At 62.1% G+C, this 26,175-nt stretch carries 23 protein-coding genes and 1 tRNA gene; 20 read left to right on the top strand and 4 right to left on the bottom strand.

What is annotated here, in order from left to right; genetic code table 11:
* Positions 1-134: 134 nt before the first annotated feature.
* From AB5Y89_RS11530 to AB5Y89_RS11465, 14 genes are all read left to right on the top strand, one after another.
* Positions 135-210, top strand: a tRNA-Thr gene (locus AB5Y89_RS11530).
* Positions 211-423: 213 nt separating this feature from the next.
* The gene (locus AB5Y89_RS11525; protein WP_368223806.1) at positions 424-1,689 is read left to right on the top strand and encodes a cytosine deaminase; all 1,266 of its coding nucleotides are present in this window, start codon (positions 424-426) and stop codon (positions 1,687-1,689) included.
* An 87-nt stretch (positions 1,690-1,776) separates the two neighbouring features.
* A complete protein-coding gene (crcB, locus tag AB5Y89_RS11520; protein WP_216944861.1) occupies positions 1,777-2,154 on the top strand; it encodes a fluoride efflux transporter CrcB in 378 nt (125 codons plus the stop codon).
* Between the two features lie 65 nt (positions 2,155-2,219).
* Positions 2,220-2,972, top strand: a complete 753-nt coding sequence (gene ubiE, locus AB5Y89_RS11515) for a bifunctional demethylmenaquinone methyltransferase/2-methoxy-6-polyprenyl-1,4-benzoquinol methylase UbiE (RefSeq protein ID WP_010672355.1) — start codon at positions 2,220-2,222, stop codon at positions 2,970-2,972.
* 8 nt (positions 2,973-2,980) lie between these two features.
* Positions 2,981-3,589 (top strand): SCP2 domain-containing protein, encoded by a 609-nt coding sequence (locus tag AB5Y89_RS11510; RefSeq protein WP_029313421.1) that lies wholly within the window; start codon positions 2,981-2,983, stop codon positions 3,587-3,589.
* Positions 3,589-5,229 (top strand): ubiquinone biosynthesis regulatory protein kinase UbiB, encoded by a 1,641-nt coding sequence (gene ubiB, locus AB5Y89_RS11505; protein WP_010672357.1) that lies wholly within the window; start codon positions 3,589-3,591, stop codon positions 5,227-5,229. Before AB5Y89_RS11510 ends, ubiB begins: the two co-directional genes overlap by 1 nt.
* A gap of 39 nt (positions 5,230-5,268) precedes the next feature.
* On the top strand, positions 5,269-5,517 hold the full coding sequence (gene tatA / locus AB5Y89_RS11500; RefSeq protein WP_010672358.1) for a Sec-independent protein translocase subunit TatA: 249 nt from the start codon (positions 5,269-5,271) through the stop codon (positions 5,515-5,517).
* Positions 5,518-5,520: 3 nt separating this feature from the next.
* The gene (tatB, locus tag AB5Y89_RS11495; protein ID WP_113069289.1) at positions 5,521-5,976 is read left to right on the top strand and encodes a Sec-independent protein translocase protein TatB; all 456 of its coding nucleotides are present in this window, start codon (positions 5,521-5,523) and stop codon (positions 5,974-5,976) included.
* A complete protein-coding gene (gene tatC, locus AB5Y89_RS11490; protein WP_010672360.1) occupies positions 5,973-6,725 on the top strand; it encodes a twin-arginine translocase subunit TatC in 753 nt (250 codons plus the stop codon). The genes tatB and tatC overlap by 4 nt, the downstream gene beginning before the upstream one ends.
* 111 nt (positions 6,726-6,836) lie before the next feature.
* A complete protein-coding gene (locus AB5Y89_RS11485; RefSeq protein WP_368223804.1) occupies positions 6,837-7,622 on the top strand; it encodes a TatD family hydrolase in 786 nt (261 codons plus the stop codon).
* A 3-nt stretch (positions 7,623-7,625) separates the two neighbouring features.
* Entirely contained in the window at positions 7,626-8,645 is a 1,020-nt protein-coding gene (hemB, locus tag AB5Y89_RS11480; protein WP_042017420.1) for a porphobilinogen synthase, read from the top strand.
* 221 nt (positions 8,646-8,866) lie between these two features.
* Positions 8,867-10,909: an oligopeptidase A gene (gene prlC, locus AB5Y89_RS11475; protein WP_368223802.1), complete on the top strand. Its 2,043-nt coding sequence runs from the start codon at positions 8,867-8,869 to the stop codon at positions 10,907-10,909.
* Between the two features lie 234 nt (positions 10,910-11,143).
* A complete protein-coding gene (locus AB5Y89_RS11470) occupies positions 11,144-13,711 on the top strand; it encodes a bifunctional diguanylate cyclase/phosphodiesterase (RefSeq protein ID WP_039041083.1) in 2,568 nt (855 codons plus the stop codon).
* 60 nt (positions 13,712-13,771) lie between these two features.
* Entirely contained in the window at positions 13,772-14,521 is a 750-nt protein-coding gene (locus AB5Y89_RS11465) for a class I SAM-dependent methyltransferase (protein WP_069784359.1), read from the top strand.
* A gap of 70 nt (positions 14,522-14,591) precedes the next feature.
* Here the strand turns inward: AB5Y89_RS11465 and AB5Y89_RS11460 are convergent, their stop codons facing one another.
* Genes AB5Y89_RS11460 through rhlB form a run of 3 tightly spaced genes read right to left on the bottom strand, consistent with a single transcriptional unit; the run spans position 14,592 to position 17,658 of the window.
* A complete protein-coding gene (locus AB5Y89_RS11460) occupies positions 14,592-14,852 on the bottom strand; it encodes a Rho-binding antiterminator (RefSeq protein ID WP_226043558.1) in 261 nt (86 codons plus the stop codon).
* A gap of 12 nt (positions 14,853-14,864) precedes the next feature.
* Complete coding sequence (gppA, locus tag AB5Y89_RS11455) at positions 14,865-16,355, bottom strand: guanosine-5'-triphosphate,3'-diphosphate diphosphatase (protein WP_049636360.1); 1,491 nt, start codon at positions 16,353-16,355, stop codon at positions 14,865-14,867.
* A 13-nt stretch (positions 16,356-16,368) separates the two neighbouring features.
* A complete protein-coding gene (gene rhlB, locus AB5Y89_RS11450) occupies positions 16,369-17,658 on the bottom strand; it encodes an ATP-dependent RNA helicase RhlB (protein WP_029313424.1) in 1,290 nt (429 codons plus the stop codon).
* A 113-nt stretch (positions 17,659-17,771) separates the two neighbouring features.
* Between rhlB and trxA the strand changes: the two genes are divergently transcribed.
* The 5 genes from trxA (at position 17,772) to fre (ending at position 23,042) form a co-directional block, all read left to right on the top strand.
* Positions 17,772-18,098, top strand: a complete 327-nt coding sequence (gene trxA, locus AB5Y89_RS11445; RefSeq protein WP_010672369.1) for a thioredoxin TrxA — start codon at positions 17,772-17,774, stop codon at positions 18,096-18,098.
* Between the two features lie 207 nt (positions 18,099-18,305).
* Positions 18,306-19,571, top strand: a complete 1,266-nt coding sequence (gene rho, locus AB5Y89_RS11440; RefSeq protein WP_010672370.1) for a transcription termination factor Rho — start codon at positions 18,306-18,308, stop codon at positions 19,569-19,571.
* Between the two features lie 106 nt (positions 19,572-19,677).
* Positions 19,678-20,685: a hypothetical protein gene (locus AB5Y89_RS11435; RefSeq protein WP_045522595.1), complete on the top strand. Its 1,008-nt coding sequence runs from the start codon at positions 19,678-19,680 to the stop codon at positions 20,683-20,685.
* A 33-nt stretch (positions 20,686-20,718) separates the two neighbouring features.
* The gene (ubiD, locus tag AB5Y89_RS11430) at positions 20,719-22,188 is read left to right on the top strand and encodes a 4-hydroxy-3-polyprenylbenzoate decarboxylase (protein WP_010672372.1); all 1,470 of its coding nucleotides are present in this window, start codon (positions 20,719-20,721) and stop codon (positions 22,186-22,188) included.
* A 155-nt stretch (positions 22,189-22,343) separates the two neighbouring features.
* Entirely contained in the window at positions 22,344-23,042 is a 699-nt protein-coding gene (gene fre, locus AB5Y89_RS11425) for an NAD(P)H-flavin reductase (RefSeq protein WP_010672373.1), read from the top strand.
* 139 nt (positions 23,043-23,181) lie between these two features.
* Here fre and AB5Y89_RS11420 read toward each other — a convergent pair whose 3' ends face one another.
* Positions 23,182-23,439 carry an accessory factor UbiK family protein gene (locus AB5Y89_RS11420; RefSeq protein WP_010672374.1) on the bottom strand — a complete coding sequence of 86 codons (258 nt, stop codon included), beginning with the start codon at positions 23,437-23,439 and terminating at the stop codon, positions 23,182-23,184.
* A gap of 301 nt (positions 23,440-23,740) precedes the next feature.
* Here AB5Y89_RS11420 and AB5Y89_RS11415 point away from each other — a divergent pair, with 301 nt between their 5' ends.
* A complete protein-coding gene (locus AB5Y89_RS11415; RefSeq protein ID WP_368223801.1) occupies positions 23,741-26,158 on the top strand; it encodes a VolA/Pla-1 family phospholipase in 2,418 nt (805 codons plus the stop codon).
* Positions 26,159-26,175 lie beyond the last annotated feature (17 nt).

Here is a 26,175-nt window from a genome sequence, read left to right as displayed (position 1 = left end):
CTGACCCCATGCCGAACTCAGAAGTGAAACGCTGTAGCGCCGATGGTAGTGTGGCATTCGCCATGCGAGAGTAGGACACTGCCAGGCACCCAATTTTAGATTACGCATTGAGCGTGGTCTTTACCGGTTAGTGTGCTGATATGGCTCAGTCGGTAGAGCGCATCCTTGGTAAGGATGAGGTCCCCAGTTCGATTCTGGGTATCAGCACCATTAAATAAGAAAGCCTCCCAATCGGGAGGCTTTTTTGTATCTGCCTTTCAGCCATCCATCGCAAATTGCAGTCCTGCAATGTCGCACCTTCTTGTTGCTGAGATATCTTCCCTTTCTATCCCGTATGCTTTCCGGGCGCCGCTTCTCTCTTAAAGGGATCCGGGCTAAGTTGTGGATTGGCAAAGACAACGACGCTTTCGAAGGGGAAAGAACATGCTGATTAGGAATGTGCGTCTGGCGGGCAGGGAAGGGATGTGGCAAATCCTCTGTCAGGGAGGCGTGATCCGGGCCATCGAGCCCATGAGCACCCCTCTGCTCGCAGCCCATGAGCTTGATGGTGAGCAAGGCCTTGTCATCCCCCCCTTTATCGAGCCTCACATCCATCTTGATACCACCCAGACGGCTGGCGAGCCGAGCTGGAACCTCTCCGGCACCCTGTTTGAGGGGATCGAGCGTTGGGCCGAGCGCAAGGCGCTGCTGACCCATGAGGATGTGAAACAACGCGCCATCCAGACACTGAAATGGCAGATTGCCAACGGCATCCAGTTCGTCCGCACCCATGTGGATGTTTCCGACCCCAATCTGGTCGCCCTGAAGGCGATGCTGGAGGTGCGGGAGGAGATGAAGGAGTGGGTGGAGCTGCAGATAGTGGCCTTCCCACAGGAGGGGATCCTCTCCTACCCCAACGGCAAGGCATTGCTGGAAGAGGCTCTCAAGCTGGGGGCCGACGTGATCGGTGCCATCCCCCATTTCGAGTTTACCCGGGAGTACGGGGTCGAGAGTCTGCACTACGTCTTCGATCTTGCGGAAAAATATCAGGTTCTGGTGGATGTGCATTGCGACGAAATCGATGACGAACAGTCCCGTTTTATCGAGACACTGGCAACCCTGGCCTACGAGCGCGGTATTGGCCATAGGGTAACCGCCAGCCACACCACCGCCATGCACTCCTACAACGGAGCCTATGCGTCGCGGCTATTCAGGCTGCTCAGGATGGCGGACATCAACTTCGTCGCCAATCCGCTGGTGAACATTCACCTGCAGGGGCGCTTCGATACCTATCCCAAGCGTCGTGGCATCACCCGGGTGAAGGAGATGCTGGAGGCGAACATCAACGTCTGCTTCGGCCACGACGACGTGTTCGATCCCTGGTATCCCATGGGCACGGCCAACATGTTGCAGGTGCTGCATATGGGGCTGCATGTCTGCCAGATCATGGGCTACGAACAGATCAACGACAGTCTCAAGCTGATCAGCTGTCACAGTGCCCGCACCCTGAACGTGCAGGATCGCTACGGCATCGAGGTGGGCAAGCCCGCCAATCTGCTGATCCTTCCTGCAGAGAATGGTTTCGATGCGGTGCGCCGCCAGGTGCCTGTACGTTATTCCATCCGTCATGGCAGAGTCATCGCCGATACTCGCCCGGCCGAGACGACCCTCCATCTTGTGAATCCAGAACGGGTAGACTTTCGCCGCTAGGGTCTTGCCGGGTCGATTAATTGCCCGGCTGTCCCCTGCTGTCGAGATTTTGCATAATGCCAACCTGACAATCTTGGAGACTGCTTGATGCAAACCTGGTTATTTGTCGCTGTCGGGGGCGCCTTAGGTGCCTGCCTGCGCTTTGGCATCGCCGAGCTGATGGCATGGCTGCTGGGACGCCACTTTCCCTATGGCACCCTGGTGGTCAACGTGGTGGGTTCCTTCATCATGGGGATTGCCTATGCCCTGATCAGCCATGGTCACGTGGTGGAACACCCGATGAAGCCATTGCTGATGGTGGGTGTCCTCGGTGCCCTGACCACCTTCTCCTCCTTTGCCCTCGATACGGTCGTGCTGGCCCAGCAAGGGGCCTATCTGAAGGCACTGCTCAATATTGGTCTCAATCTGTTCCTCTGTCTGGCCATGGTCGTGCTGGGGATGCAGTTGGTCACAAGCCGGGTTTGAGGTGTCCGCACGCCATCGGCTCTGGTAAACTGGCGGCCATTCTTTGCTCTATGGGTATTTGAGGGATGTCGGAACAGACTACTACTACGCATTTTGGCTATAAAACCGTGGCAGCGACCGAGAAGGAAACCCTGGTCGCCGGTGTCTTTCATTCGGTAGCGGCCAAGTATGATCTGATGAACGATCTGATGTCGTTCGGCATCCATCGCCTCTGGAAGCGCTTTACCATCGACTGCTCCGGTGTCCGCAAAGGACAGAAGGTGCTGGATCTGGCTGGCGGCACAGGGGATTTGACCGCCAAGTTCTCCCGCATCGTGGGTGAGACCGGCCAGGTGGTCCTGGCGGACATCAACGACTCCATGCTGAAAGTGGGCCGCGACAAACTGCGCAACCTGGGGGTAGCCAACAACGTCTCCTACGTACAGGCCAATGCCGAGGCGCTCCCGTTCCCTGACAACCATTTCGACGTCATCACCATCGGCTTCGGCCTGCGCAACGTCACCGACAAGGACAAGGCGCTTGCCTCCATGTTCCGGGTGCTCAAGCCGGGTGGCCGCCTGCTGGTGCTGGAGTTCTCCAAGCCGGTGAGCGAAGTGATCGCCAAGCTTTATGATCTCTACTCCTTCAAATTGCTGCCGAAAATGGGCGAAATCGTCGCAAACGACAGCGAAAGCTACAAATACCTGGCGGAATCCATCCGCATGCACCCGGATCAGCAGACCCTGGCGGGCATGATGGAGCAGGTCGGGTTCGAGCAGGTGGAGTTCTACAACCTGACCCAGGGCGTGGTCGCCCTGCACCGCGGTTACAAGTTTTAAGGTCGCCTATGCCGATGGATGCCATGGTCACCGCGGTGATCGAAACCAGCCTCAACCAGTTGCTGGCCCTGGACAAACAGAGCCCGGAGCGGTTGCGCAAGCTGACGGGCAAGGTACTCAAACTGGAGCTGCGCGAGCTCAAGCCGCTCTGGTTTGTCTTCTCGGAGCGCCGTCTGGATGTGCTGGCCAGGTTTGAAGGGGAGGCGGATGCGGTGCTGAGCCTCTCCCTGACCGCCCTCGGTCTGCTCAAGGAGCCTTCCGCCCTGACCCGCTACATCCGCGAGGAGAAGCTGGACCTGAGCGGTGACCCCCAGCTGGTGCAGGCATTCAGCGCCCTGCTTGGCGAGCTCGATATCGACTGGGAAGAGGAGCTGTCCCGCTACACCGGCGATGTGGTGGCCCACACCCTGTGCAGTGGTGCCCGTCAGGCTCGCCGTTTTGTGGGGCGAGAGTTGTGCCGTTCCCAGCGTCAAGTGGCTGAGTATCTGACCGAGGAGGCGAGGCTTGCCCCGGGTCCGCTGGAAGTGGCGAGCTTCAATGACGATGTCGAAGAGCTGGCGCAACAGATGAAGGCGATCGAGTTGCGGCTTGCCCGCCTCGAACAGCAGGTGAGCTGATGACCCCGAAGGAGTTCAAACGCCTCTATCGCATCGTCAGCATCCTGCTGGAACAGGGCATCGACGAGCTGGTGCCCGCCCGTTATCAGCCCTGGCCTGGCCGTCTGGCCCGTCGCAGTCTGTTCTGGCTCAAGAACAAGCAACAAGGCATGAGCCGTGGCGCCCGTATTCGCCTCGCCTTCGAGGCCCTGGGCCCCATCTTCATCAAGTTCGGCCAGATGCTCTCGACCCGCCGAGACCTGCTGCCCCCCGACATTGCCGAAGAGCTGGCCCTGCTGCAGGACAGGGTGCCTCCCTTCTGTGGTCAGGCCGCCCGTCGCCAGATAGAAGAGAGCCTGGGTTGCCCCGTCGAGACCCTGTTCGATGACTTCGACGAGACGCCGCTGGCATCCGCCTCCATCGCCCAGGTGCACACCGCCCGGTTGAAGGAGAACGGCCGCGAGATCGTCATCAAGGTGATCCGTCCCGATATCGAGCCGGTCATCGAGGCCGACCTGCGCCTGATGCAGGCCCTGGCCCGTCTGGTGGCCCGTTTCGTGCCCCAGAGCGGACGACTGCGCCCCGTCGAGGTGGTGGAGGAGTATCGCAAGACCATACTCGACGAGCTCAACCTGATGCGCGAAGCGGCCAACGCCATCCAGCTGCGCCGCAACTTCACCGGTTCCGAGGCGCTCTACGTGCCCGAGGTGTTCACGGACCATTGCCGTGAGCAGGTGCTGGTGATGGAGCGCATCTACGGCATTCCGGTCTCCGACATTGCCGCGCTGGAAGCCAACGGCACCAACATGAAGCTGCTGGCCGAGCGCGGAGTGGAAGTGTTCTTCACCCAGGTGTTCCGCGACAGCTTCTTCCACGCCGACATGCATCCGGGCAACATCTTCGTCTCTTTCGAACACCCTGAGAATCCGCTCTGGATCGGCATCGACTGCGGCATCGTCGGCACCCTCAACCGGGAAGACAAGCGCTACCTGGCGGAGAACTTCCTCGCCTTCTTCAACCGCGACTACCGCCGTGTGGCCGAGCTGCACGTGGAGTCAGGCTGGGTACCACCCGATACCAAGGTGGACGAGTTCGAGTTCGCCATCCGCACCGTGCTGGAGCCCATCTTCGAGAAACCGCTCTCCGAGATCTCCTTCGGCCACGTGCTGCTCAATCTGTTCAACACCGCCCGTCGCTTCAACATGCAGGTGCAGCCGCAGCTGGTGCTGCTGCAAAAGACCCTGCTCTATGTGGAAGGGCTGGGTCGCCAGCTCTATCCCCAGCTGGATTTGTGGCAGACCGCCAAGCCCTATCTGGAAAACTGGATGCACGAGCAGGTCGGCCCCAAGGCGGTGTGGAATGCCATCAAGGAGAAGGCGCCGTTCTGGGCGGAGAAACTGCCGGAGCTGCCGGAGCTGGTCTACGAGACCCTGCGTCAGGCCCGCCATCAGCAGCACCACTTCGACCAGATGTTTGCCGATTTCCGTCGCCACAGTCGCCGTCAGGGGCAGGCTCGCTACCTCTTAGGGGTTGGAGCCAGCCTGCTGCTCGCGGGTGTATTCTTGCTGACCCAGAAACAACACATTGAGTGGGGACAAATCAGCCTCGCCGGCGCCGGGTTATGCTGGCTGCTGGGTTGGTTGCGAACCCGTTCCCATTAAATAACCTGCGCCATCGGGCGCCTATCCGGAGAGAAAGTCATGGGTGGTATCAGTATTTGGCAGTTGTTGATCATCGCAGTCATCGTCGTGCTGTTGTTTGGCACCAAGAAATTGCGCGGTATCGGTGGCGATCTGGGCGCGGCGGTCAAGGGGTTCAAGAAGGCGCTCTCCGATGAGCCGGCCGACACCAAACCCGAGCAGAAAGATGCCGAGTTCCCGACCAAGCAGTTGAACGAGACGGCCAGCAACGCCGAAGCCGCCAAGCAGAAAGACAAAGATCAGGCCTAAGCCATGTTCGACATCGGTTTTTGGGAACTGGTCGTCATCGGCGTCGTCGCCTTGGTGGTGCTGGGTCCCGAGCGGTTGCCGGTTGCGATCCGCACCGCCAGCCACTGGATAAGGCTGATCCGCAGCACCGCCAACTCGGTCAAGGCCGAGCTGGAACAGGAGCTCAAGTTGCAGGATCTGCACAACGATCTGAAGAAGGCCGAACGGTTGCAGATGAACAACCTGAGCCCCGAGCTGCAGGAGTCCATCGAGCAGTTGAAAGCGGCCGCCCAGTCGGTTAATCGTCCCTATCAGGGGGAGAACGAGATCCGCCCGCCTCGGGAGCCCGCCCAGGCTGAGCCAGCCACTCCGGTGGCGGCCCCGACGCCCACCCCAGAGGTTCCGCCGGTCAACAGTCAGCGAGAGAGCGAGCCTGTGCCCGCCAGCGAGTCCGCAGCCAAAGGGGAGGGTAAGCCATGAGTCAGGCAGAACAACCCCTCATCAGCCATCTGGTGGAGCTGAGAACCCGTCTGCTGCGCGCGATCTCCGCTATCCTGCTGGTGTTCATCGCGCTCATCTACTTCTCCAACAACATCTACGACTTCGTGGCTCAGCCGCTGCTCAGCCAGTTGCCGGCAGGCACCAGCATGATAGCGACGGATGTGGCGACACCCTTCATCACGCCCATCAAGCTGACCCTGGTGGTCTCCTTCTTCGTGGCGATCCCCTATCTGCTCTATCAGGCCTGGGCTTTCATCGCACCCGGTCTGTACCAGCACGAACGGCGGCTGATCCTGCCCCTGGTGGCCTCCAGCGCCGTGCTGTTCTATGCGGGGATGGCGTTCGCCTACTACGTGGTGTTCCCCCTGGTGTTCGGCTTCTTCACCAGTACCGCCCCCGCCGGGGTGACGGTGGCGACCGACATCGCCAGCTACCTGGACTTCGTGCTGACCCTGTTCTTCGCGTTCGGGGTGGCGTTCGAGATCCCGGTGGCCACCATACTGCTCTGCTGGACCGGGGTGACCACCCCCAGGAGCCTGAAGGAGAAGCGCCCCTACGTCATCGTCGGGGTCTTCGTGGTCGGCATGTTGCTGACGCCGCCCGATGTCTTCTCCCAGACCCTGCTCGCGATCCCCATGTGGGGCCTGTGGGAGATAGGTCTGTTCTTCGCCCGCTTCTACGTGAAGAAAGAGGACGAAGAGCAGCAACAAACGGAAGAGGGGAGCTGAGGCTCCCTTCCTCTTTTCATGCATCCGTTCGAGGCGTATGGTAAGGCCCCATCGAGTAGATGGTTTTCAAATGCCTGATATGCACCTCGTTTGTCCGGAACCCCTGACTCCATGATCGACATCGGTTTGAACCTGACCAGCAGCCAGTTCGCAGGCGAACAAGCCGACCTGGTGGAACGCGCGCGCGCCGCCGGGGTGGAAGCCCTGATCCTGACCGGCACCGATCTGGCCGGCAGCCGCGAAAGTGCCGCATTGGCCGCCCGCTGGCCCGGTTACTGCTTCTCCACCGCCGGGGTACATCCCCATGATGCCAAAAGCGTCGATGAGGCGACCCTGCCCACCCTGCGCGAACTGGCGGCCCTGCCCCAGGTGGTGGCCATCGGCGAGTGCGGTCTCGACTACAACCGGGACTTCTCCCCCCGCCCGGTGCAGGACGCGGTGTTTGACGCCCAGCTGGCGCTCGCCGCCGAGCTCGGGATGCCGGTGTTTCTGCACTGCCGCGATGCCCATGACAAATTCGTCGAGATCCTGCGCCCCTGGTTGCCCCGCCTGCCGGGGGCCGTGCTGCACTGCTTCACCGGCTCCGACGCCGAGCTGGACGAGTGCCTGGCGCTGGGGCTGCATATCGGGGTGACCGGCTGGCTCTGTGACGAGCGCCGTGGCCAGCTGCTGCGCGAGCAGGTGGCCCGCATTCCGGCGGGTCGCCTGATGATAGAGACGGACGCCCCCTACCTAGTGCCGCGGGATCTGAAACCCAGGCCCAAACGCAACGAGCCCGCTTTTTTGCCGCACATCGCCCAGGTGGTGGCGGCCTGCCGTGGTGAAGCGCCCGAGGCCTTGCTGGCCCATACCCGGGCCACCTCCGCCGCATTCTTCCAACTTCCGCTTTTGGAGTGATTCATGGCCACAACTCTTCCGGGGGCCTTCCCGGGCCGTCGCCTGCGCCGGGTGCGCAAACATGACTTCAGCCGCCGCCTGGTGCGCGAGAACGTACTGACCGTCGACGATCTCATCTATCCCGTGTTCGTGCTGGAGGGGGAGGGTCAGCGAGAGGCCGTTGCCTCCATGCCGGGGGTGGACAGGCTCTCCATCGATCTGCTGCTCGAAGAGGCCGCCGAACTGGTGGCCCTGGGTGTGCCGGCGGTGGCCCTGTTCCCGGTGACGCCGCTGGAGAGAAAGAGTCTGATGGCGGAAGAGGCTTACAACCCGGATGCCCTGGCCCAGCGGGCGACCCGTGCCCTCAAGGCTCGCTTCCCGGAGCTCGGGGTCATCACCGATGTGGCGCTCGACCCCTTCACCACCCATGGCCAGGACGGCATCATCGATGACGAAGGCTATGTGCAGAACGACATCACCACCGAGATCCTGGTGAAGCAGGCGCTCTCCCATGCCGCCGCCGGGGCCGACATGGTGGCCCCGTCCGACATGATGGACGGCCGCATCGGTGCCATCCGCGCGGCGCTGGAGGAGAATGGCTTCGTCAACGTGCAGATCATGGCCTACTCCGCCAAGTACGCCTCCCACTACTACGGCCCGTTCCGCGATGCGGTGGGCTCCGCCGCCAACCTCGGCAAGAGCAACAAGGCCACCTACCAGATGGATCCGGCCAACGGCAACGAAGCCCTGCACGAGGTGGCCCTCGACATCGCCGAAGGGGCGGACAGCGTCATGGTCAAGCCGGGCATGCCCTACCTGGACATCATCCGCCGGGTGAAGGATCAGTTCGGCGTGCCGACCTTCGCCTATCAGGTGAGCGGCGAGTACGCCATGCACATGGCGGCGATCCAGAACGGCTGGCTCAAGGAGAAGGAGTGCGTGATGGAATCCCTGCTCTGCTTCAAGCGGGCCGGGGCCGATGGCGTCCTCACCTACTTCGCCAAGCGGGTCGCCCAGTGGTTGAAAGAGGACGCCCGACGCTGAGGCGGGGAGTGTCCATGCCCTCACAATGCCGGCCCTCGGGCCGGCATTGTCGTCTCTGGCAGATGGAATGCTGGTTTTATGAACAAAATGCCTGAAAAAGTGGGCAACATGCCCGTCTCTTGGCGGCAAAGGCTTGATAAATGGGGTTTCTGCCTACATCTTAGATGGTCCAAGCAGGCTTCTGGACGGCAGGGGCTGCAGAGCATTTAGAGGTACCGCAGATGACTAACCCTTTGCTGACAATGGACTCGCTGCCTCCCTTCAGCCAGATCCAGCCCGATCAGGTGCAACCTGCCGTGACGCAGGCCATCGCCGATTGCAAACAGAAGATTGAGGACGTGCTGGCCCAGAAGGAGCCTCACACCTGGGACAGCCTGATCGCCCCGCTGGAAGAGGTCAACGACCGCCTCTCCCGGATCTGGTCCCCCATCAGCCACCTCAACGCCGTGCAGAACAGCGAGGCGCTGCGGGCGGCTCACGATGCCTGCCTGCCGCTGCTGTCCGAATTCCAGACCTATGTCGGTCAGCATGAAGGGCTCTATCAAGCCTATCTGGCCCTCTCCGAGAGCGATGATTTCCCCCGGCTGGATGATGCCCAGCGCAAGGAGATCCTGAACACCCTGCGCGATTTTCGCCTCTCCGGCATCGGTCTGCCTGCCGAGGCGCAGCAGCGCTACGGCGAGATCCAGGCCCGCCTCTCGGAGCTCGCCTCCCGTTTCAGCAACAACGTGCTAGACGCGACCCAGGGCTGGCACAAGCTGGTGACCGACGAGGCCGAGCTGGCCGGTCTGCCCGCGAGCGCCCAGGCTGCCGCGCGCCAGATGGCCGAACTCAAGGGCAAGGAGGGGTGGCTGTTCACCCTGGACATCCCCTCCTATCTGCCGGTGATGATGTATGCCGACAGCCGCGCCCTGCGTGCCGAGCTGTATGAGGCCTTCACCACCCGCGCCTCCGACCAGGGCCCCAACGCCGGCAAGTGGGACAACTCCGCCATCATGACCGAGTTGCTCACCCTGCGCCGGGAGCTGGCCCGACTGCTGGGCTTTGCCAACTATGCCGAGCTCTCCCTCGCGACCAAGATGGCGGACAAGCCGGAGCAGGTGGTGGACTTCCTCACCGACCTGGCTGCCAAGTCCCTGCTCCAAGGCAAGGCGGAGCTCGAAGAGATCCGCGCCTTTGCCGCCGAGCAGCACGGTCAGGACGAACTGGCGGCCTGGGATCTTGCCTATTACGCAGAAAAGCTCAAACAGCACAAGTTTTCGGTCTCTGATGAGCAGTTGCGTCCTTATTTCCCCGCTGGTCGGGTCGTGAAGGGGCTGTTCGAGGTGGTCAAGCGGGTGTTCGGCATGAAGGTGCGCGAGCGTCTCGGCATCGACACCTGGCACCCGGACGTGCGCTTCTACGACATCTTTGACGCCGATGACGAGCTGCGCGGCAGCTTCTACCTGGATCTCTACGCCCGCGAGCACAAGCAGGGCGGCGCCTGGATGGATGTCTGCCTGGGTCGCCGCTACCGTCAGGACGGCTCCCTGCAAAAGCCGGTGGCCTACCTGACCTGCAACTTCAACGGCCCGGTGGACGGCAAACCGGCCCTGTTCACCCACAACGAAGTGGTCACCCTGTTCCACGAGTTCGGCCATGGCATTCACCACATGCTGACCCGCATCGATGTGGCCGGCGTGGCCGGCATCAACGGCGTGGCCTGGGATGCGGTGGAGCTGCCGAGCCAGTTCCTCGAGAACTGGTGCTGGGAATCCGAAGCGCTGGCCTTCATCTCCGGCCATTACGAGACCGGGGAGCCGCTGCCCGCCGATCTGCTGGAGAAGATGCTGACCGCCCGCAACTTCCAGGCGGCGATGCAGATGCTGCGCCAGCTGGAGTTCGCCCTGTTCGACTTCCGTCTGCACCAGACCTTTGACCCGACCAGAGCGGATCAGATCCCTGCGCTGCTGGATGAGGTGCGCAGCCAGGTCGCCGTGATGACGCCTCCGGCGTTCAACCGCTTCCAGCACAGCTTCTCCCACATCTTCGCGGGCGGCTACGCGGCGGGCTACTACAGCTACAAGTGGGCCGAGGTACTCTCTGCCGACGCCTTCTCCCGCTTCGAGGAGGAGGGGATCTTCAACCCGGCCACGGGCCACTCCTTCCTGAAGAACATTCTGGAAAAGGGCGGCTCCAGGGAGCCGATGGAGCTGTTCCGTGCCTTCCGTGGCCGGGAGCCCCAGGTGGATGCGCTGCTGCGTCACAGCGGTATCGCCGCGTGAGGTCCCGCCGCCACAGTGAGCCTCGATTGGATGAGCTGCCGCGCCACTGCGGGAGCTTCAAGCAGGTACACATTTGCGGCATAGTGGGATCGAAACGTGATTTTTGATAGAAAAAGGGACCTTTTGGTCCCTTTTTCCAAGCCTTTTTAATATCTTGCGGAGTGCATGTTTGCACTGTCCCCGCCTCTTCAGTAGAGTCGGGTTCTACCTTCCAGGGAGAGAAAGAACCTTGCCATGAGGCGAGCACTCGAGTCTGTCTATCAAATCATCTCCAGCCTGTCTCATTCGAGTGGTCAGGGATATTTTGATGCCTTTGTGAGTGAAATCGCCAACGCGGTGGGGGCTGACTTCGTCCTGGTGTCCGGCAAGGATCAGGCGGGTCTGTTCTTTACCGTGCATGCCGCCTATCCCGCCTCCCTCGACATCAACGCCTACAGCTTCCCCCTCGCCGACACTCCGGGGGAGATCGCCATGCAACAGGGTGAAGCCTGGTTCAGTGATCGCACCCGCCAGCTGTTCCCCCACGCCGCCGTGCTGGAGCGCTGCGAGGTGAGAGCCTATGCCGGCGTCGCGCTCAAGAACGCCGAGGGAGAGACCATCGGCCTGTGCAGCGTCATGTTCAAGCGGGCCATGCCGAGAATGGAGAAGATAGTGGGCCTGCTGCGTCTGCTGGCCCCGCTCGCCGGTCGTGAACTGGCGCTGATGTATCAGCAGCGCCAGAGCCAGGAGCAGCCGGCGCAACCGGAACATCACCACTTCCTGGACACCATGATGTCCCATGCGCCCGTGGGCATCGGCAAGGTGGATCTGGGCGGCAAGATCCTCTGGGCGAACCCGGCCATCGAGAAGATGCTCGGCTACAGCCAGGAGGAGCTGCAACAGCTCACCGTCGCCGAAATCAACCATCCGGACGACTGGCAGACCAGCATTGCGCTCTACGACGCCCTCAAGCGGGGAGAGCGTCCCGCGTTTACTCAGGAGAAGCGTTATCTCCATCGGGATGGGACCGTCCTGTGGGGGCGGGTGACGGTGACCCTGATCCGCAACGAGCAGATGCACCCCGACTATCTCATGGTGGTGCTGGAGAACATCGATCCCATCAGGCGCCATGCGGAGCAGCTCAAGCTCTCCCACCGGGTCTATGACAACCTCTCCGAAGCCATTCTGGTGTGCGATGCCGACAGTCGCATCATCTCGGTCAATCCGGCCTTCGAGAAGATCACCGGTTACAGCGAGGAGGAGGCGTGTGGCCAGCGGCCCAGCATGCTCAAGTCCGGACTGCACGATCAGACCTTCTATGCGGACATGTACCACGCCCTGGAGCGGGTGGGGATCTGGCGTGGGGAGGTGTGGAACAAGCGCAAGAACGGCAAGCTTTATCCCCAGCAGCTGATGATCAGCGCCGTGCGGGAAGGGGGCAAGATCAGTCAGTACATCGCCATCTTCAGCGATCTTTCCCAGACCAAGCTGGCGGAGCAGAAGATCGCCGCCCAGGCCAACTACGACAACCTCACCGGCCTGCCCAACCGCTGGCTGTTCGGTCGCTGTCTGGCCCGCTTCTGCGAGCGGGGGGAGCGCTTCGCCCTCATGGTTCTCGACCTCAACAACTTCAAGGCGGTCAACAACAGCATGGATCACCATGTGGGCGACGCCCTGCTGCGGGAGGTATCGGATCGGCTGGTGAGCCGGGTACGCACCGAGGACCTGGTGGCCCGCATCGGCGGCGACGAGTTTGCCTTCCTGGTGCCCGGCATCGTCAACCGCCGTCAGGCCGAGGTGTTTGCCAAGCAGGTGATCGGCGGCTTTGCCCGTCCCTTCATGCTGGCCAACCAGCACCTCTATGTGACCGCCACCCTGGGGATCACCCTCTGTCCCAATGACGGCGGCGACAGCGACGAGCTCTTGCGCAATGCCGAGCAGGCCCTGTTCGTCGCCAAGCGCCAGGGACGCCCCCTCGGCACCTACAACGCCTCCATGCGGGAAGAGGTGAGCCAGCGCCACCAGATGCAGCACGATCTGGCGGAGGCCATCAAGCTGGGCCAGCTGACCATGGCCTACCAGCCCATCTGGGACAACCGCAGCGGCCGGGTCGCCAAGCTGGAGGCCCTGGTGCGCTGGTATCACCCCCACTGGGGTCAGGTCTCACCGGCGGATTTCATCCCGCTGGCGGAAGAGGCGGGGCTCATCCAGGGGCTGGGTGCCCTGGTGCTGTGGCAGTCTTGCCGGGATCTGGCCAGATTGCAGCAGTCCGGCTTCCCGGATCTGCAGATGTCCATCAACCGCTCCACCCTGGAGTTCCAGACCATAGACCCGGAGGCCAACGAGTGGCTCAGGGTGATCCGCCACTTCGAGCTGGATCCGGCGGACATCATCATCGAGATCACCGAATCTCTGCTGATGGAGACCAGCGATCAGCACAGGGTGCGGATCGATGCTCTGCGCGAGGCGGGCTGCAAGCTGGCCATCGACGACTTCGGCACCGGCTACTCGGCACTGAACTACCTGCGTACCTTCCCGGTGGATCTGGTGAAGATCGATCGCTCCTTCGTGCGCCATATTCCCTTCAACGAGCAGGACCGCCTGCTGCTCGACGGCATCATCAACATCGTGCACAACCTCGGCATGCAGGTGGTGATCGAAGGGGTGGAGACCCGGGAGCAGCTCAACTTCCTCTGCCAGAAGGGGTGCGCCTTCACCCAGGGGTATCTGCTCAGCCGCCCGCTGCCCTTCGACGATCTGACCGAGTACCTGAGCCTCAACCGTCAGGGAATGAACCTGGCGAATCTGACCACGGTGAGCTGACCCCCCGCTTCTGCTATCATGCCGGCTTCTGCGCCGTGATGAGTCCATGTTATGCCCCATATTCAGGTTTTCAGTGAAGTGCCCGCCCGCGATGGCGAGCTCGACGCCCTGCGCCAGCGCCTTGCCGACGTGGCGTTTCCCGCTCCCTTCGCCCTGGTGCTGACCGAATCGCGGTTGGAGCTGCGCAAGCTGGACGAACCCAAGCTGGGGGCCGTCTATGTGGACTTCGTGGAAGGGGCGGTGGCCCACAGGCGCAAGTTCGGTGGCGGGCGCGGCCAGTCCATCGCCAAGGCGGTGGGATTGAAGTCGGGAGCCATGCCGACCGTGGTGGATGCCACCGCCGGGCTCGGGCGCGATGCCTTCGTGCTCGCCTCCCTCGGCTGCAAGGTGACCCTGATCGAGCGCAGCCCCGTGGTGGCTGCCCTGCTCCAGGACGGTCTGACCCGGGCGGGGCAGGATCCCGAGATAGGCCCCTGGGTGCGCGAGCGGATGCAACTGCTGCAAGGCCCGGCGGTGGAGACCCTGCTGGCGCTGGCCGAGCGGCCGGAGGTCATCTACCTGGATCCCATGTTCCCCCACAAGCAGAAGTCGGCGCTGGTGAAAAAAGAGATGCGGGTGTTCCAGTCCCTGGTGGGGGCGGATCTCGACGCGGATGCCCTGCTGCCGGCGGCGCTCAGGATGGCTGACAAGCGGGTGGTGGTGAAGCGGCCCGACTATGCGGGCTGGCTCAACGAGCACAAGCCCAGCATGGCCATCGAGACCAAGAGCAACCGCTTCGACGTCTATGTGATGGCGGCGCTGGCGAGTTGAGTGGCGACTGGCAGGGAGTCTGAGCGTCAAACGAAGAGGGCCAACCTGATCAGGTTGGCCCTCTTGCTATTCATTGGCTGCGGGGTGGGGCGAAGTGGATCCGCTTTTCTTCCCCTTGCCAGACGAGTTCCAGGGTCGCCAGGTCCGCCAGGCTGAGGCGCTCAGCGCGCTCCAGCAGCAGATATTCCACTCCGTCGCTGGCTTCTATGGTGCGGATCCTGTCCGTCCAGGTTCGTCCATCCCGGTCGGTGATCGTGACGGGCAACTGCCAGCTGGCGGCGATCTCCAGCCAGTCGTACAGGTCACAGCTGACGGGTTGGTAATCGGCCATGGGGTGTGCGCCTCAGGCTTCCAGCAGCCGGGTGGACCAGCCCATCTTCTGCTGGCGCTCCACCTCGAGGCGCAGCTCGCTGGCGCGCAGGTAGTGCTCGTCCAGCCACCCCTTGGGCAGGGTCAGGGTCAGGGCATCTTCATCGGCTTGCAGCATGAACCTGGGCACAGTGCCCTGGGTCCGGCGCATGCAGAGGATGAGGGAGATGCGCAGGATGCGGGCCAGCCGGATCGCCTGGCGACCGGTGACGGCGCCCTGTTTCTCCAGCGGCTCCAGCTTGAATTCATCCCGCTGGTTGAACAGCAGGGCCGACAGCAGCTTCTTCTGCGCGGGGGTGAAGCCCGGCATGTCGATGTTGTCGATGATGTAGGCGGCGTGCTGCGGCGCCTTCTTGTACTCGATGCACAGACCGATTTCGTGCAGCAGGGCCGCGTAGCGCAGGATCGGGCGGCCGTAGCGCTTGGAGAGGCGCCAGGCCGGCTGCAGCTGGGTGAACGCCTCGATGGCGGTGTCGCGGACCCGCTCGGCGTGCTCCTTGTCGAGCTGGTAGCGGCTGATCAGGCTGTCGGCGGTGCGATCCCGGGCATCACAGTCGTGATTGTTGCCGAGCAGGCCGTAGATGAGCCCTTCACGCAGGGCACCGCCCGCCAGGGTCATGCTCTCGATGTCGAGGGTCTCGAAAATGGCGATCAGGATGGCGAGACCGGAGGGGAACACGGTCAGCCGTTCGGCCGCCAGCCCTTCGAGCTGCAACTGATCGAGTCTGCCGCAGGCGATGGCCTGACCCATCAGCTCTTGCAACTTGGGCAGGGTGACCCGCTCGCTCTTGCCCTGGGCCAGCATGATCTCCTGCAGCGCCTGGACGGTGCCGGAGGCGCCGACGCAGGTTCGCCAGCCGAGGACACGGTAGTCCGCAGCCACTTTCTCCAGTACCGCCTTGGCGGCGGCAATGGCCTGGTTGAAGCGCGCCTCGGAGAGCTCGCCATCACCGAAGTGGTTGTTGAGCCAGGTGACGCAGCCCATGTGCAGGCTGTTGAGCAGCTTGGCTTCGCTCTGCTCGCCGATCACCAGCTCGGTGCTGGCGCCGCCGATGTCGATCACCAGCCGGTTGCCTTCCCCTGCCGACGTCCAGGAGACACCTTCATAGATGGTCTTGGCTTCTTCCTCACCCGAGATGATCTCGATGCTGTGGTTGAGCACCCGTTCCGCTTCGCTGATGAATTCGTCGACGTTGGTGGCCAGGCGCAGGGTGGCGGTGCCCACTACCCGGATGTTGTCGGACGGGATGTCCTGCAACTGCTCGGAGAAGAGGCGCAAACAATCCCAGCCCCGCTCCATGGCGGCACGGTTGAGGCGAAAATCGGCATCGAGGCCCGCGGCGAGGCGTACCTTGCGCTTGACCTTGGTGACGGTGCGCAGGGCACCGGCGACCTCGCGCACCACCAGCATGTGAAAGCTGTTGGAGCCGAGGTCGATGGCGGCATAGAGAGGCGAGTTGTGCAACTTGGCCGATCCCTCAGTTCTTGCGGGGGGGACGACGACGGTTGTTGCTGTTGCCACCGCCCTGGCGATCCCGCATGTTGCGGTTCACCGGCTGGCGGTTGCGGAACACCCGTTTCGGCGCGGTGACGTCATCCAGCAGCGCCTCGCGGTCATACTTGCTGACCGGGATGGGGTGGTGGATGTACTCCTCGATGGCCGGCAGGTTGAAGGCATAGTCTTCACAGGCCAGGCTGATGGAGTGACCGCTTCTGCCGGCGCGGCCGGTACGACCGATGCGGTGGACATAGTCTTCGGCATCGTCGGGCAGGTCGTAGTTGAAGACGTGGGTCACGTCGGGGATGTGCAGACCACGGGCAGCCACGTCGGTGGCGACCAGGATATCCAGGGTACCCTTGGTGAACTCTTCCAGGATCTTCATCCGCTTCTTCTGCGGCACGTCGCCGGTCAGCAGGCCGACGCGGTGGCCGTCGTTCTCCAGCCAGGCGTGAACGTCTTCACAGACGTGCTTGGTGTTGGCGAAGACGATGGCTTTCTCGGGCCACTCCTCTTCCATCAGGGAGAGCAGCAGCAACATCTTGTCTTCGTTGGAGGGGTAGAAGAGCTCCTCCTTGATCCGCACGCCGGTCATCTGTTCCGGTTCGACCTGCACATGTTCCGGGTGGTTCATGTGTTCATAGGCCAGCTCCTGCACCCGCAGGGAGAGGGTGGCGGAGAACAGCATGCTCAGACGCTCGGTGGCGGGGGGCATGCGGCGGAACAGGAAACGGATGTCCTTGATGAAGCCCAGATCGAACATGCGATCCGCTTCGTCCAGTACCACGACCTGGATGTTGCCGAGATCGATGACCTTGGACTTGAAGTAGTCGATGATGCGACCCGTGGTGCCGATCAGGATGTCGACGCCCTGTTCCAGCACGGCCAGCTGCTTGTCGTAGCCTTCGCCACCATAGGCGAGACCGAGCTTGAGCCCGGTGGAGGCTGACATGCTCTCTGCATCGTTATAGATCTGGACTGCCAGCTCCCGGGTCGGGGCCATGATGATGGCGCGGGGCTGGTTGACGAGGCGCGGCCTGGTCAGCGGATGGGTCAGCAAATAGTTGAATGTCGCCGCCAGGAAAGCCAGGGTTTTGCCGGTCCCCGTCTGAGCCTGACCGGCAAGGTCATGACCTTCAACCAGCAGGGGCAGGGACAGTGCCTGGATGGGCGTACAATAGTGAAATCCCTTTGATTCCAGACCAGCCAGAACTTCGGGTTCGAGGCCCATTTGGGCGAATTTTTCGGTCGTTAGATGTGTTTTGCTCATGGCGGTAGGTTATCAGGTTAGGCTTGCAATAATAAACAGGATCATTTCAAATAGGGCAACTATTGCCTTTGTTGAACCATCAATAAAGCCTTAATTACTGACTGGAGTTGGAGATGAGTGACAAGATTGTTCAGCTGAGCGATGCCAGCTTCGAGGCCGATGTAATCAACGCCGACAGCCCTGTTCTGGTCGATTTCTGGGCCGAATGGTGTGGACCGTGCAAGATGATTGCCCCGATCCTGAACGAAGTTGCTCAGGAATATGAAGGTCGCGTGACCGTGGCGAAATTGAACATCGATCATAACGCCGACACTCCGCCCAAGTATGGCATTCGTGGTATCCCGACCCTGCTGCTGTTCAAGAATGGTGAAGTGGCAGCGACCAAGGTCGGCGCCCTGTCCAAGACCCAACTGAAAGAGTTCCTGGACGGCAACCTGTAATAATCAAGAAGGAGCGCATTGCAATAATGCGCTCCTTGTGTTTTATCACCTAGACGCTCACCCTGATTGGTGCTAGTTTATCGCTCGTTTGCTAACCTTTTTGCCTGACTCTTTGCTTAACTACCAGCCTGGCAAGTCAAATCCGATCAGCATCAATCCAGCAGACTGTCTCCTCATTTCAATCCTTGCTTACAGACTTTCACCACTATGAATCTGACTGAACTTAAGAACACTCCTGTGTCCGAGCTGGTCCAGCTTGGCGAATCCATGGGGTTGGAAAATCTGGCTCGGGCGCACAAGAAAGACATTATCTTTGCAATCCTCAAGGCGCACGCCAAGGGCGGCGAGGATATCTTTGGCGACGGTGTGCTGGAAATCCTGACCGACGGTTTCGGTTTCCTGCGCAGTGCAGACGGCTCTTATCTCGCTGGTCCGGATGACATCTATGTCTCCCCGAGCCAGATCCGCCGCTTCAACCTGCGTACCGGTGATACCATTTCCGGCAAGATCCGGCCGCCGAAAGAGGGCGAGCGCTATTTCGCCCTGCTCAAGGTCAACGACGTCAACTATGACCGTCCGGAAAACTCCCGCAACAAGATCCTGTTTGAAAACCTCACGCCCCTGCACGCCAACGAGCGTCTGCGCATGGAGCGTGGCAACGGTTCCACCGAAGACATCACCGCCCGTGTACTGGATCTGGCATCCCCGATCGGCAAGGGCCAGCGCGGTCTCATCGTTGCACCGCCCAAGGCCGGTAAGACCATGCTGCTGCAGAACATCGCCCAGAGCATCGCCTACAACCACCCGGACTGTGAGCTGATTGTGCTGCTGATTGACGAGCGTCCGGAAGAAGTGACCGAGATGCAGCGGATGGTGAAGGGCGAAGTGATCGCCTCCACCTTCGACGAGCCGGCCTCCCGTCACGTCCAGGTCGCCGAAATGGTGATCGAGAAGGCCAAGCGTCTGGTCGAGCACAAGAAGGACGTGGTGATCCTGCTGGACTCCATCACCCGTCTGGCCCGCGCCTACAACACCGTCATCCCGTCTTCCGGCAAGGTGCTGACCGGTGGTGTGGACGCCAACGCCCTGCACCGTCCGAAGCGTTTCTTCGGTGCGGCGCGCAACGTCGAAGAGGGCGGCAGCCTGACCATCATCGCCACCGCGCTGATCGATACCGGCTCCAAGATGGATGAAGTCATCTACGAAGAGTTCAAGGGTACCGGCAACATGGAACTGCACCTCTCGCGCAAGATTGCCGAGAAGCGCGTCTACCCGGCCATCGACATCACCCGCTCCGGCACCCGCAAGGAAGAGCTGCTGACCGCACCGGACGAGCTGCAGAAGATGTGGATCCTGCGCAAGATCATTCACCCCATGGGCGAGATCGACAGCATCGAGTTCCTCATCGACAAGCTGGCTGCGACCAAGACCAACGACGAGTTTTTCGACTCCATGAAGCGTCAACAAAAGTAACAGCCTCTTCAATGACAAAACCGCGGCCCAGGTCGCGGTTTTTGTTTATCTATTTCACGGCTGGCTTAGTAGTATGAAGCCTCGATGTCACAAGGAAAGGGACGTCATGAAGCTGGTGTTGTTCATATGGATGGGTTGGTTGTGGCTGGCGGCCCCGGTGCATGCCGATTCCCCGCCGCAATTGCAGGCTCCCCTGGTGGCGGACGAGGGACTGGAGGGGCATCGGGCGTACCTGGACGGTCGCATGGCGCTCGGGCAGTTTGATGCCATGGACTCGTTGCTCGAGACCCTGTCGGTGGGGCAGCGGGAGTTCCTGTTGTTCCAGTTGCTGGGTGAGCTCAAGTCATCGGGCGCACCGAGCCCGGCGCTGCTGGCCTGGGTGCGGGCACAAGCGGCCAAGGCGCCACAATGGCTGGTGGAAGGGAAGGTGGACGGTTTCCTGGTGCAGCTACCCGCCTATGACTTCCCCGCCGAGGCCCGGCTGGTGCTGAGCCACTGGCAGCAGCTGGCCTGGCAGGACAACTATCGCCAGTTGCTGGAGCAGGATCGCTTCGACTTCAAACAGGTCTACTACAGCCGCAATCCCGAGCTGACACAGCAGCAGCAGGCCCTGCTGGCGGTGCTCGATCGGCAGCCGGTATCCGTGCTGCGTCGGGAGGCGCAGCGGCTTGCCGCCCTCAATCTCTTCCTGCCGGACAACCAGTTGCTGCTGCACTTCATCGAACAGACCGGGGAGACGGCACTCTACCTCAAGCTGTGGCGTCAGCCAGTGGATCACGATAGCCTGACTGCGCTGCACACCATTTCCCGCTTTTATTCAGGGCAGGAGGCGAGCGATCTGCTGATCGCCGCCAGCCAGAACAGCCGCCTGATGGTCCCCGCCCTGCACCAGCTCAGCCGCCTCTCCCCCTTGCCGGACGGGGCCCAGCAGTTCCTCCTGGCTGAACTCGGCAAGCACCAGTATGGCGGGCTGGTGGCCGGCCTGTTGTTGCAGATGGACGAGCCCAGGCTCCTGGGTCAATTGGCAAACCGGCTGACGCTTCAGGAGCGGCGACACGCCTCGTCCGTCATGAGGTCCGATACGGGTACACCGGATACGCCGCCAGGGTTATAATGCGGGACCACCTGATCCCGCTGGGGTACTTGCATGAAATACAAGGACTTGCGTGATTTTATCGCGCAGTTGGAACAAAACGGACAGCTCAGGCGCATCAGTCGCGAGATAGACCCCTATCTGGAGATGACCGAGATCAGCGACCGTACCCTGCGTGCGGGGGGCCCGGCTCTGCTGTTTGAGAATCCCAAGGGCTACACCATGCCGGTGTTGACCAACCTGTTCGGCACGCCGGACCGGGTTGCCATGGGCATGGGCCAGCCCAACGTCAGCGCCCTGCGCCAGGTGGGGACCTGGCTCTCCTACCTGAAAGAGCCGGAGCCGCCTCGCGGGCTCAAGGAGCTGATGGAGAAGCTGCCCATCTTCAAGCAGGTGCTCAACATGCCGACCAAGCGGCTCTCTTCGGCCCCCTGTCAGCAGGTGGTGCTGGAAGGGGACGCGGTGGATCTGGATCAGATCCCCATCCAGCACTGCTGGCCCGGGGATGTGGCGCCCCTGGTCACCTGGGGGCTGACCATCACCCGCGGTCCCTACAAGAAGCGACAGAACCTCGGCATCTATCGCCAGCAAAAGATCGGCAAGAACAAGCTGATCATGCGCTGGCTGGATCACCGGGGTGGCGCCATTGATTTTCGCGAGTGGCAGGAGGCCCACCCGGGCGAACGCTTCCCGGTGGCGGTGGCGCTGGGCGCCGATCCGGCGACCATCCTGGGCGCGGTGACGCCGGTGCCGGACAGCCTCTCCGAATACGCCTTTGCCGGTCTGCTGCGGGGCAGCCGTACCGAGGTGGTGAAGGCGCTGAGCTGCGATCTGGAAGTGCCCGCCAGCGCCGAGATCGTGCTGGAAGGCTATCTGGAGCCGGGGGAGATGGCCCCCGAAGGGCCTTACGGCGATCACACCGGCTACTACAACGAAGTGGACGAGTTCCCGGTCTTCACCATCACCCACATGACCATGCGCCGGGATGCCATCTACCACAGCACCTACACCGGCCGTCCGCCCGATGAGCCGGCGGTGCTCGGGGTGGCGCTCAACGAGGTGTTCGTGCCGCTGTTGCAGAAGCAGTTTCCCGAGATAGTGGATTTCTACCTGCCGCCGGAGGGGTGCTCCTACCGGATGGCGGTGGTGACCATCAAGAAGCGTTACCCTGGCCACGCCAAGCGGGTGATGCTGGGAGTCTGGTCCTTCCTGCGCCAGTTCATGTACACCAAGTTCGTGATCGTCTGCGATGACGACATCAACGCCCGCGACTGGAAGGACGTGATCTGGGCCATCACCACCCGGATGGACCCGGCTCGGGACACCACCCTGATCGAGCACACCCCCATCGACTACCTGGACTTCGCCTCGCCGGTCTCCGGGCTCGGCTCCAAGATGGGGCTGGATGCCACCAACAAGTGGCCGGGGGAGAGCAATCGCGAGTGGGGTCAGCCCATCGTCCAGGACGAGGCGGTAAAGCAGAAGATCGATGCCATCTGGGACGAGCTGAAGATCCTCGACTGAGGGATCCCCGATGGGGCGCGGCCATTGTGACGCAAAAGTGCGGTATTGCCGTGCCGAATTGGGTATGCTCGACGGACCTGACCACCAACTGGTCGCCATAAAAACAGTGAAACCATGAGCGAAGCGGGCCGGGCAGGCCCCTCACAAGGACAAGAATGCAACGTATCAAGTGCCGCGTAGAGGAACTGCGCGAATATGTCGACACCATCTGGCACGTGGCGCTGGCGCCGCAGCAGGAGGTGAGCTTCAAGCCGGGCCAGTATCTGCTGGTGGTGATGAGCGATTCGGACAAGCGCCCCTTCTCCATCGCCAACTCGCCGACCCGCTCCGGCGTGCTGGAGCTGCAGATCGGTGCCACTCCCGAGAATGCCTATGCCGGTCAGGTGCTGGCCCGCATGCGCGAGCAGGGAGAGATCGAGGTCGAGCTGGCCGCTGGCAAGGCGTTCCTGCGCGACGAATCCCCCCGACCGCTGATCCTGATGGCGGGCGGCACCGGCTTCTCCTATGCCCGCGCCATCCTGGAATACCTGATCGGCAGCGGCAGCAAGCGTCCGGTGTTCCTCTACTGGGGCGTACGCCAGGCGCACTGGCTCTACGAGCTGGAGCAGATGCAACAGTGGGAGCGCGACTACGCGCCGCTGACCTTCATTCCCGTGGTGCAGGAGCCCGAGAGCGACTGGACCGGCAGGACCGGGCTGGTGCACAAGGCCATCATGGATGACTTCGTCAGCCTGCATGACTACGACATCTATGTGGCGGGCCGCTTCGAGATGGCCGGTGCAGCGCGGGAAGAGTTCAAGGTGCTGGGCGCCGAGCCCGAGCGCATCTTCGGCGATGCCTACGAGTTTATCTGACCACGGCCAACCGCAGAGCGTCGATCTGCCCCCTTATCGTCTTGCGAGAGAAGGGGGGATGAGAAACTCGTTGTCCCCATAAAAACGACAAACCCCAGCCTGGCTGGGGTTTGTGCTATCTACGGCGGGTCACGCCGGATCATTCGCCCTTGGCAGCGAGCTGCTGCTCGAGCTGGGCCAGCTTGGCCTCGAGGGCGGTCAGCTTCTCCCGGGTGCGCAGCAGCACCTTGGTCTGCACGTCGAACTCCTCGCGGCTCACCAGATCCAGCTTGTTGAGCTGAGCCTGCAAGACCTGACGGGTCTTTTTCTCCACCTCTTCACCCATGCTGCGAATGCCGGGGGGCAAGGCGTTGTGTATCTGTTTGGCGATCTCTTCCAGTTTTTTCGGGTCGATCATGGGGGTCTCCTTAAGCAATGGCGCCATTCTACCGACAAATCGTCCCCTTTGCCGAGATCGGGGCGGCTTTTTGCGCCATGGATCCCATCGGGCTCTGGTCGGGTCTGGTTGATGTACCCTGGCTGCTATCCTGTGACACCGGGAATCAATTCCAATTCCTTGATGGTGTACACAAAAAAATCAGATCAGATGACTGACCAGAGGCTTATTAATTGTTGCGTTGCTGTTAATATAATTCGGTCGGGTTTGAACCCTACCCCGTCAGGCTCATCATGGATAACAACATAAAAGAGATAAGGATATGAAGAAAAAGCTAATTTACGCGGCCGTCGTCAGTGCGCTGCTGAGCGGTTGTGGTGGCAGTGACGACAACACAGGCGATACCTCAAGCTATCTCGATTATCTGCTGAGCGGCTCCAATGCAGTCCGACCCAGCGCCCTGGCAGCCCGTGCGACCGACGGTACCCTGAAATTCTCCACGGAAACGGCGGATCTCTCCAACCCGGTGTCCGCCCTCTCCACCCTGGATGGTTGGTCGACCACCCAGGCGATCCAGATAGTGCCGGTGACGGCCTCCGGCATCCAGGTCAAGGCGCCGGCCGCTGCTGAATTCGCAGCCTCCGTGGCCCCCCTCTACCTGATGGAGCTGGAGTTTGACAGTGCGGCCCTGCGTCCGAGCGGCGTGAAAAAGGTGCTGACCTACGGGGTGGACTTCGTGGTGGCCGAGACGACCGGCAAGCTGAATCTGGTGCCGCTCAAGCCGCTCAACCCCTCTTCCTACTACATGATAGTGGCGACCGATACCCTCAAAGACAGCACGGGTGCCCCCCTGCGACCGGGTAGCGACTACAGCAACTACAAGACCAGCACCGGCAGCAACGCCCAGGAGCAGACCATCAGCGGCCTGATTGCGCTGCAGGAAGGGCTGTTCAAGGCTGCCACCGGCATCACCAGCGACCACGTGATCTTCTCCGACTGGTTCGGTACCCAGTCCGGCGCCGACGTGCTGGTGGCGGTGAAAGGGGCGGCCGCATCCGTGCTCAAGAGCCCAACCCTGGACGCCGCCGCCCTGTGGAAGCAGGACGCCCTGGGCCATACCAGCCTGCCTGGCACCTATACCCTGTCGGTGAGCGGCGGCAGCCCCTTCCTGACCCAGCTGGACGCCGAGAACTTCCTGCCCCAGGAGCAGAAGGATGCGATTGCCGCCGCCGTTGACGCCAACCCGCAACTGAAAGGCCTGGCTGGCATGACTCAGGTCTATACCGGCACCGTCAAGCTGCCCTACTTCCTCTCCTCCCCGGCCACCGCCGGCTCCTGGGACAAGGCGAAGACCCAGTCCTGGCACGGTGCCATCCCCAGCCTCTACGCCATCGCGAATGCCCTGAAGGCCCAGGATGCCGAAGTGATCGGCGGCCTGGTGGGGGCGGGTGTGGATCCGGCCCTGCTGGGCGAACTCATCGCCGATCCGAGCCGTCAGGCCGAGCTGCTGGCGGAGGCGAGCAAGCTGATCGGGGTGACCCTCACCTCCGGCGGCAAGGCGCTGGATCCCGAGATGAACATCGGGCGCTTCAACCCGCTGCCGGCACTGGAAGAGGTGCAGTCCGTCCCGATGCGGATCTTCGCCGCCGCACCGCTGGCGAACATCACCGACGTGATCATCTATCAGCACGGCGTCACCTCCGTGAAGGAGAACGCCTATGCGCTGGCCCTTGGCCAGATTGGTGCCGGTGGCCAGGCGAGCAAGAACGTGGCCGTGGTGGTGATCGATCATCCGTTGCACGGTGAACGCGGCTTCGCCCTGACCGGCAGCATGGACTCGGTGACCACCTCCGACAACCCGACCCCCTACCTGAACCTGAGCTACCTGACCGTGGCCCGCGACAACCTGAAACAGAGCGTGGCGGATCTGCTGGGCCTGCGTCTGGCGGTGGGGCTGGCCAATGCCAAGGGCGCCATCGGCACCGCAGGCAGCCTCAAGGTACACTTCCTGGGTCACTCCCTGGGTGCCATCGCGGGGGCCAACCTGCTGGCGGTGGCCAACCAGTCTGTTGGCAACCCGACGGCAGACGCCCTGTTCAAGTTCGACACTGGCGGCCTGGCCATGCCGGGTGGCGGCATAGCGCCGCTGTTGCTGAACTCGCCGACTTTCGGCCCGACCATCCAGATGAGCGTGCTGACCGCTGGCAGTGCGGCCCTGAAGGCAGCCTTCACCGCCTACGCCCCGAACTGCAAGACGGCGGTGCCGACCTGCTTCGTCAACGAGTTCCTGCCGAGCCAGGATGCGGCCACCCAGGCCACGGCGGCCAGCACCCTGCAGAGCTACAGCTTCGCGGCGCAGTCGGTGCTGGATTCGGCAGACCCCATCAACTTGGGGAGCGGTATCGCGGCGGACTTCCCGCTGTTTGCCACCGAAATCGTCGGCGACGGCGCCCTGAGCCTGTCGGATCGGGTGATCCCGAACAGCATCGCCACCGCCCCCCTGGGTGGCACCGAGCCGCTGTTCAAGGTCCTGGCCCTGCAACCGCTGACCGCCACCGGCGCCGCCAACCACAGAGCGGCCCGCTTCGTGGCCGGGGGTCACAGCTCGCTGCTGGCACCGGACGAGAACTTCGATCCGACCGGCGCCGTCACCACCGAGATGCAGACCCAGTTCGGCAGCTTCTTCGCAAGCGACGGTACCGCGGTCAAGGTGACCGACGGCAGCCTGCTCAAGCAGTAAGCCGGCCGACCAATAAA

The organism is Aeromonas sp. s4 (assembly GCF_040907855.1).
In the GTDB taxonomy this organism is placed as follows: domain Bacteria; phylum Pseudomonadota; class Gammaproteobacteria; order Enterobacterales; family Aeromonadaceae; genus Aeromonas; species Aeromonas caviae.
This window is presented reverse-complemented; position numbering and strand designations above follow the sequence as displayed.

What these genes read in the sequence shown, in the direction of transcription:
- AB5Y89_RS11525 (WP_368223806.1), top strand. Translation starts at nt 424, where the DNA reads ATGCTGATTAGGAATGTGCGTCTGGCGGGCAGGGAAGGGATGTGGCAA.
- crcB (WP_216944861.1), top strand. Translation starts at nt 1,777, where the DNA reads ATGCAAACCTGGTTATTTGTCGCTGTCGGGGGCGCCTTAGGTGCCTGC.
- ubiE (WP_010672355.1), top strand. Translation starts at nt 2,220, where the DNA reads ATGTCGGAACAGACTACTACTACGCATTTTGGCTATAAAACCGTGGCA.
- AB5Y89_RS11510 (WP_029313421.1), top strand. Translation starts at nt 2,981, where the DNA reads ATGCCGATGGATGCCATGGTCACCGCGGTGATCGAAACCAGCCTCAAC.
- ubiB (WP_010672357.1), top strand. Translation starts at nt 3,589, where the DNA reads ATGACCCCGAAGGAGTTCAAACGCCTCTATCGCATCGTCAGCATCCTG.
- tatA (WP_010672358.1), top strand. Translation starts at nt 5,269, where the DNA reads ATGGGTGGTATCAGTATTTGGCAGTTGTTGATCATCGCAGTCATCGTC.
- tatB (WP_113069289.1), top strand. Translation starts at nt 5,521, where the DNA reads ATGTTCGACATCGGTTTTTGGGAACTGGTCGTCATCGGCGTCGTCGCC.
- tatC (WP_010672360.1), top strand. Translation starts at nt 5,973, where the DNA reads ATGAGTCAGGCAGAACAACCCCTCATCAGCCATCTGGTGGAGCTGAGA.
- AB5Y89_RS11485 (WP_368223804.1), top strand. Translation starts at nt 6,837, where the DNA reads ATGATCGACATCGGTTTGAACCTGACCAGCAGCCAGTTCGCAGGCGAA.
- hemB (WP_042017420.1), top strand. Translation starts at nt 7,626, where the DNA reads ATGGCCACAACTCTTCCGGGGGCCTTCCCGGGCCGTCGCCTGCGCCGG.
- prlC (WP_368223802.1), top strand. Translation starts at nt 8,867, where the DNA reads ATGACTAACCCTTTGCTGACAATGGACTCGCTGCCTCCCTTCAGCCAG.
- AB5Y89_RS11470 (WP_039041083.1), top strand. Translation starts at nt 11,144, where the DNA reads ATGAGGCGAGCACTCGAGTCTGTCTATCAAATCATCTCCAGCCTGTCT.
- AB5Y89_RS11460 (WP_226043558.1), bottom strand. Translation starts at nt 14,852, where the DNA reads ATGGCCGATTACCAACCCGTCAGCTGTGACCTGTACGACTGGCTGGAG.
- rhlB (WP_029313424.1), bottom strand. Translation starts at nt 17,658, where the DNA reads ATGAGCAAAACACATCTAACGACCGAAAAATTCGCCCAAATGGGCCTC.
- trxA (WP_010672369.1), top strand. Translation starts at nt 17,772, where the DNA reads ATGAGTGACAAGATTGTTCAGCTGAGCGATGCCAGCTTCGAGGCCGAT.
- rho (WP_010672370.1), top strand. Translation starts at nt 18,306, where the DNA reads ATGAATCTGACTGAACTTAAGAACACTCCTGTGTCCGAGCTGGTCCAG.
- AB5Y89_RS11435 (WP_045522595.1), top strand. Translation starts at nt 19,678, where the DNA reads ATGAAGCTGGTGTTGTTCATATGGATGGGTTGGTTGTGGCTGGCGGCC.
- ubiD (WP_010672372.1), top strand. Translation starts at nt 20,719, where the DNA reads ATGAAATACAAGGACTTGCGTGATTTTATCGCGCAGTTGGAACAAAAC.
- fre (WP_010672373.1), top strand. Translation starts at nt 22,344, where the DNA reads ATGCAACGTATCAAGTGCCGCGTAGAGGAACTGCGCGAATATGTCGAC.
- AB5Y89_RS11420 (WP_010672374.1), bottom strand. Translation starts at nt 23,439, where the DNA reads ATGATCGACCCGAAAAAACTGGAAGAGATCGCCAAACAGATACACAAC.
- AB5Y89_RS11415 (WP_368223801.1), top strand. Translation starts at nt 23,741, where the DNA reads ATGAAGAAAAAGCTAATTTACGCGGCCGTCGTCAGTGCGCTGCTGAGC.